Origin of the sequence: Gemella sp. zg-1178 (assembly GCF_018790995.1) — a bacterium.
GTDB lineage: Bacteria > Bacillota > Bacilli > Staphylococcales > Gemellaceae > Gemelliphila.
Genome location: NZ_JAHKEI010000005.1, coordinates 100,707 through 107,869 on the forward strand (window position 1 = coordinate 100,707; position 7,163 = coordinate 107,869).

The 7,163-nt window shown below is 31.6% G+C and carries 6 protein-coding genes; all 6 read right to left on the minus strand.

Annotated elements, in window-relative coordinates; genetic code table 11:
• Positions 1–184 precede the first annotated feature (184 nt).
• Positions 185–2,914 (minus strand): isoleucine--tRNA ligase, encoded by a 2,730-nt coding sequence (ileS, locus tag KMP12_RS02360; protein ID WP_215756132.1) that lies wholly within the window; start codon positions 2,912–2,914, stop codon positions 185–187.
• Between the two features lie 874 nt (positions 2,915–3,788).
• Complete coding sequence (locus KMP12_RS02365; RefSeq protein ID WP_215756133.1) at positions 3,789–4,562, minus strand: YlmH/Sll1252 family protein; 774 nt, start codon at positions 4,560–4,562, stop codon at positions 3,789–3,791.
• A 1-nt stretch (position 4,563) separates the two neighbouring features.
• Positions 4,564–4,848: a YggT family protein gene (locus KMP12_RS02370; protein ID WP_252344668.1), complete on the minus strand. Its 285-nt coding sequence runs from the start codon at positions 4,846–4,848 to the stop codon at positions 4,564–4,566.
• A gap of 1 nt (position 4,849) precedes the next feature.
• Positions 4,850–5,275: a cell division protein SepF gene (locus tag KMP12_RS02375; protein ID WP_215756134.1), complete on the minus strand. Its 426-nt coding sequence runs from the start codon at positions 5,273–5,275 to the stop codon at positions 4,850–4,852.
• Between the two features lie 85 nt (positions 5,276–5,360).
• The gene (locus KMP12_RS02380; RefSeq protein WP_215756135.1) at positions 5,361–6,335 is read right to left on the minus strand and encodes a YeiH family protein; all 975 of its coding nucleotides are present in this window, start codon (positions 6,333–6,335) and stop codon (positions 5,361–5,363) included.
• A 112-nt stretch (positions 6,336–6,447) separates the two neighbouring features.
• Positions 6,448–7,163, minus strand: a 716-nt coding sequence (locus KMP12_RS02385; RefSeq protein WP_215756136.1) for a restriction endonuclease subunit S, incomplete at its 5' end; no start/stop codon positions are given.

Genomic DNA, 7,163 nt, shown 5'->3' on the forward strand with positions numbered 1-7,163 from the left:
ATTTTTGATGTGTTCTTCAGTCTTTTTAACACTCACTGCTTTCTTATCTTCAGTAAGTATATTTTCTGGAACAATTTTTCTAAACTTGCTTATTAGGATAATTATTTATTTTAAATTTTTATATCTTCGTAAAATATCTTTTCCCTTTAAATAAAAAAACTACCTAAATTTAGGTAGTTTTATCTTATTTTTTTAAAATGTTATGGCAACGTGGGCATAAGCCGTCTTCATCTACTTCATCAACTATTGTCCAGCAACGTTGGCATTTATAACCCTCTGCTCTTGCTACGCTCACTGCTGTATAGTCATATTCTTTGCCGCCATTTTCCTTAACATCTGCCTTACTTACAATAAATAATTGATGTAAATTATCTACTGATTTTAATAGGTTTACTATTTCTAAATCTTTTGCATAAATTTCTATTTTTGCTTCTAGTGATTTACCGATTACTTTTTCGTTACGGCTTTCTTCTAGGGCTTTAAGAACGTCATCACGAATTTCTAATAATTTATCCCACTTAGCCTCTAGTTCTTTGTCGTCGATAAGGTTTTCGGCTGGGAAGTCTGTTAGGTGTACTGAGTCAGCTTCTTCATAAGGCATGTTGTCATATACTTCTTCAGCAGTAAATGATAGTATCGGTGCTATTAATCTTACTGTTTTACTTAGGATTGTGTATAGAACTGTCAGCATACTTCTACGAATGTGAGAATCTTCTGACTCGATATAAAGAATATCTTTTCCGTAATCTAGGTAGAAAGAAGATAGATCGATATTAAAGAAGTTTGTTAGCTCGCTCATTACATAGTTGAACTGGTAATTTTCATAGTATTTTAGCATTTTACTAACAACTTGTTCAAATTTTATCAGCATATACTTATCTAATTCTAATAAGTCTTCATAGGCTAATAGGTCTTTTCTGTTATCAAATTTTCCGTTGAATAAATTTCCTAGTAAGAAACGGTATGTGTTACGTAATTTTCTATAAGATTCTGAAACCTGTTTTAATATGTCATTTGAAATACGCACGTCTTGTGTGTAGTCAACACTTGCTGACCATAGACGAATAATTTCTGCCCCTAGTTGTTTTCCTACATCATTTGGAGAAATAACATTTCCTAAAGATTTACTCATCTTATGGCCGTTACCGTCCACAACAAAACCAGCAGAAACTAATTCTTTGTAGGGAGCTTGTCCAGAGACAGCAACAGAATTTATTAGTGATGAGTTAAACCAACCTCGATATTGGTCGCTTCCCTCTAGGTAAAGGTCGGCTGGATATGTTAAGTCATCACGCACTGCACAGCAGCCCTGGTGGGATGTTCCAGAGTCGAACCACACGTCCATTATATCCATTTCTTTTGTGAATTTGCCGTTTGGGCTGTCTGGGTGAGTGTAGCCTGCTGGTAGTAGTTCTTCGGCTTCTTTATTGAACCAAACATTAGAACCCTCTACTTCAAAGATTTTTGCAACGTGTTCGATTAGGTCGCTATCTAAAATTGGTTGTCCGTTTTCTGCATAGAATACTGGAATAGGAACTCCCCAAACTCTCTGACGAGATATTACCCAGTCGCCACGGTCGCGAATCATGTTATAAAGACGAGGTTTCCCCCATTCACTATAAAATTTCGTTCTGTCGATAGCGTCTAAGAGTTCTCCACGAAAGGCATCGACCGAACAGAACCATTGAGGTGTTGCCCTGAAGATAATAGGTTTTTTACTACGCCAGTCGTGTGGGTATGAGTGGGTAATAGTTTCTTGTTTTAACAAGGCTCCTAGACTCGCTAAGTGTTCAATAATATCCTTGTTGGCATCAAAAACAAATTTTCCAGCAAACATTCCTGCTTCTTCTGTGAAAATACCTTGATTGTCAACCGGAGAAATTACGGGTAGTTTGTACTGTAAGAAACCTACATTGTAGTCGTCAACCCCATGGCCTGGTGCAGTGTGAACAAGCCCCGTCCCTGCTTCGAGCGTAACGTGGTCGCCTACTATTAGCATTGATTCTCTATCCAAGAAAGGATGTTTACATAGTAGATATTCTAGGTCTGCACCGTTTACTTCATTGATTATTTGGTAACTTTCCCAGGCAAATTCTTTTGCTAACTTATCTAGCAAATCTTTTGCCACTAAATATTTTTGGTCATTAACGGCAACTACTTGATATAAAAAATCCTTATTTACTGCAATGGCAACATTGGCTGGCAAAGTCCAAGGAGTAGTTGTCCAAATAAGAAACTTAGTTCCCTTGTCAACAAGTTCAGTATCGCTGATAAGTTCAAAACCTACATAGATTGACGGCGAAGTGTGTTCCTTATATTCAATTTCCGCTTCTGCCAGGGCAGATTCAGAAGATGGCGACCAGTAAATAGGTTTTAGTCCCTTGTAAATATAGCCCTTGCTCACCATTTTTCCGAAAACTCTAATCTGCTCTGCTTCAAATTTTGGATCCAAGGTTACATAAGGATTGTCCCAATCTCCGATAACACCTAATTTTTTAAAGTCTACTCTTTGCTTATCAATTTGCTTTAGGGCATAATCTTTACACTTGTTTCTAAACTTGTAGGCTGGCATAGACTTTCTATCAACGCCATTATTTACCAAAACTTGCTCGATTGGTAAACCGTGCGTATCCCAACCAGGAACAAAGTTCGATAGGTAGCCATTCATATTTTTATACTTCACGATAAAATCTTTTAGGATTTTATTCAGAGAATGTCCGATATGAATATTACCATTTGCATAGGGTGGGCCGTCATGTAAAACATATGTCGGTTTCCCCTCATTTTTCGCTAAAACCTTTCTGTATAAGTCCATTTCGTCCCAACGTTTTAAAAATTCCGGCTCCTTGTTTGGTAAATTGCCTCGCATTGGAAAAGCTGTTTTGGGCATAAGTAGTGTGTCTTTAACTTCCATGTCCTATCTCCTTTCAAAATAAAAAACTCCTAAAATAAATCAGAGGGCGAAAAAATCCACGGTACCACCTCTATTAACTCACTTTAGGAGCAGCTCTTTTAATTATTAATTTTTTAAATAAAGTGATAATTTTTAAATCTTGTTAAAACTTTGCACCAACCAGTTTCTCTCTATAAACCTAATTTAAAAATCTTGTCTTTATTAAATTTATTTAATTATATTATATTTTCTAAAAATTAGCAAGTGATTAGTGAAAATTTAAAATATAAAATTTAAAAAATATTTTTCCCAGTTGAAAAAGTTTAAAAAATTATTTGACAAAAATTTATAAAAAATATATAAGCTGGTAATTAAAAAAATTCAGACCAACTTTCTTAAAAATTTTTATCTAGCAAGATTTAGATTTTAAAAATTTGTTTGATAAAAAATTTTATCTAATCTAACTTAGATTTTAAAGTTTATAATAATTCTTTGCTAATAGGTTTTATAAAAAATATCTTGCCTTTGGCAATACAGCTAATAAAAACTAGCAAAAATATTTTATAGCCAGTAAATTTATAAAAAATATTTAAGCTGGTAATTAAAAAATTTAGACAAACTTTCTTAAAAAATTTTTATCTAGCAAGATTTAGATTTTAAAATTTGTTTGATTAAAAATTTTATCTAGTCAAACTTATATTTTAAAGTTTATAATAATTCTTTGCTAATAGATTTTATAAAAATATCTTGCCTTTGGCAATACAACTAATAAAAACTAGCAAAAATATTTTATAGTAAGTAAATTTATAAAAAATTTAATTCCCCTGTCCATATTAAAAAAATTTTATTCCCAGCCCTAATATTAATCCCTTATTTTAGAAAATAAAAAATAATCTTAGACAAGTTTATCTAAGATTATTCTATATTTTAAAGATTTTGTATTTTGACTTGATTCTTTTAGGATATATCTCCCATACTTGCGAATAGAAATCATATCGCCAATCTTACAATTTTTTTCGCCGTCAGTAACTAGGGTGTGATTTACTTTTACAAATTCTTTTTGCAAGACTTCCTTTGTTTTGCTGCGACTTTTATTTATAATTTTTGAAACGATAGAATCTAGTCTATGCGATGAGCAAACAATACTAAGACTTTGATATTTTTTTTCTATTTTAATGTCAGCCAGCTTTTCCTCTATGCTAAAATTTAAAACAGCCCTACCGATTTTACTAAAATTCATTATTAGATATTCGGCAATACCTGCGTCAACAAAAATAAATATCTTGTCATCTTCAACAATAATATCTCCGATACGGTTAAAATTTAAGCCTAGATTGTGGACTGCTCCCAAAACGTCCCTGTGTCCTATCTTATGAAATTTAGTATTAAAATTTGCCACCAAACAGACTATATTATAGTCAATATCGTAGTTATTATTAATAAGCAGTTTGGCACGTTTACGTTCATTATCTAAAGTGCCACCAAAAAAATCTAATTTTATATTACTATAAGAATAATTTATAATTTTTTCTAAAAGTTTTTGTTCTAGCTGACTTAAAAAAGGAGAAATTTCATTTTTACCACTTTTTAAATTTATGGTATTTAATAAATCTTTTGCTATCTCCTGCTCTTCTTTGGAAAAAATATTATTATTAAATAAATTTTTCATACTAGAAAATTGACACTCCAAAGACAAGGGCGTATATTAATCTTTCTATAAATCCTAGAGCTATAAAGGCTAGGATAGGAGAAAAATCTACCATGGCAAGGGGTGGTAATATTTTTCTAAATAATTTTAAGTAGGGTTCACAAATATCTTCTAAAAATCTGATTATTATATTTTCTCTTGAGATGGGAAACCAAGACGAAAAAATATAGATTAGTAAGGCTCCCTCGTAAAATCTAAAAGTGTAACTAATAACCCTGTATATCCAAATGTAAAAAACAGTATCCAAATTAATATTCTCCTTCTGAAAATTCACCCTCTACGTCTACTCCATGAGGAACGCAAAGATATATTTCATCACCTATTGTTTTTAATTTTGCATCCATGGCATAAATTCCACCAGAAATAAAATCTAATAGCCTGTCTGAAGTTTCTAAATCTAATTTTGTTAAATTTAAAATAACTACCTTGTTGGCCTTAATATCGTCAAGAACATCTTTACTGTCTGCAAAAACTAGGGGTTCTATTAATACTACATCTCCTTTTTTGGCCATGCCTTGTGAGATACCTACTTTTTTACTCGATTTATTATTTTGCACTATATCAACTTCTCTTTCCTTTTTTTCATTTTTTTCCATTTTACTATTATTTGTTTCATTATATACTTTCTCTTCGTCATCTTCTAAAAAATTACTAAATTTTTTAAATATACTCATAGCTTTATACCCCTAAAATTTATATATCATCTCATTATAGCACATAAAAATTAAAAAAACTAGAAACTACACCATCTAACATAATTTATAATAAAAATTTGACAACTGCATAGCAAACTATCATTAATATAAAAGAAGAAATAAAACAAGCTCCTAAAACTAGACCGCCTTTTTGGCGTAAAACTTTAAAATCAACATTCATTCCCAAAGCTGCCATTGCCATACCAAGCAAGATATAGGCTGTATCGACCAAGTAAGGACTTAGCGGTTTTAAAACTGTAACATAGCTGCCTATAAAACTCATGGCGATAAAGCCGAGTATAAAATAAGGCAAGGGTGCTTTTTCTCTACTATTATTTTTTTTAAATATAGCCAGGGCTAAAATAACCACAACAAGCATAAGAACTCTTGAAAGTTTCATTAGGATTGCAGCCTCTAAGGCTAGACTGCCTCCTGCACCCCCAGCAGCTACTGCGTGGGCAATTTCATGCAGACTTGCCCCGGTAAAAGTTCCATAAGCTGTATCGCTCAAATTTAGATATGGTTTTAAGCCTACCTCAATAAGAGTAAAAACTGTTCCCAAGATGGCAACTACTGCCACGGCAACTACGCTATCTTCTGTTTTTGCCCTGATTTGTGAACCCACACCCATTACTGCAGCAGCTCCACAAATACCACATCCACACGAAGCAAGTAGGGCTAAATCATTTTCGATTTTAAAAAATTTACAGATTAAATAAGTTAAAATAATCATAAAAAGAACTAGTAAAAAGGCCATTAATATAGTAATTTTTCCCTCAGAAAACAACTTATCTACCGACAACTTAAAACCTAGTAAAATAATTCCCACTCTTAAAAATTTATTACTTATAAAAGCTGTACTTTTTTTTATGTTTCTTAGCTTATCCCTAAAAATTATTTGAAGTAGCATACCAAAAACTAGGGCTAAAACTAAATGACCGAATAGTTTTAAATATGGTAGCTTGGCTAAGTACATAGCACAAAGTGATACTATAAAAGTTATAGTAAATGATATATAAAAATTTTTTTCTTTAAGCATTATTTCTCCCCCTTTTTCTTTATTATACACCCATATACTAAATAAAAAAAGATGATTTTATAATATTCACTAATTTTTTATTGCTTGTAGTTTTATGGCGACAGTTAATTTTTTACTTTCTCTTCACAACCTCTTTAGTTGCTTGAATTTTTTTATCAGCGTAAAGTACGACGTCTTTAATAACGAGTTTTCTTATGGCTTGTATAAAAATTTTCATTAATTCAAAATCAATTTCATTATTTAAATTGATTGGTAAGACTATTTTTTTATTTTTTACAACATTCCAACCACCTAATTTATTTTTATATGAATATATTGGTAAATCTGTAACTTTATTTATACAAGGTACAGCAAATATATAATTATTTGATTCAAAATTTATTTCTTTATTTTTCCATTCTATTGCGTAAGCATCTGATAATACAGTAAAATCTCTTGATTGATAGTATGCTCTATAAACATCACTATTTGAAGGAATAGAAATAACATTTTGTAAAATTGTTGCTTTATCTTTAGGTACATAATAGTTTAAACCTTGATTTGTAAAACTAGAAGTTAGAGCTGGCAAAGTATTTTTACTTGTAGGAACTTTTGGTAAATCTTTAGCTTTATATAATAATTTTTTTGTTTTGATTTTCTCAAACAAATCCCCAATCCTAAACTCTGCCCAAGTAAGTTTATCTGCTAAGACAAGGTCTAGTGCCTCACGCTCAAGAGTGGATAACTTGTAGTTATCCAAGCCGCTTACTGTCAAGTAAGCGGCTAGCTCGCTTATACGCTCCTCTTCTAGCTCGCTTATATAAGCGTCCATAAATTCAAAATCAATTT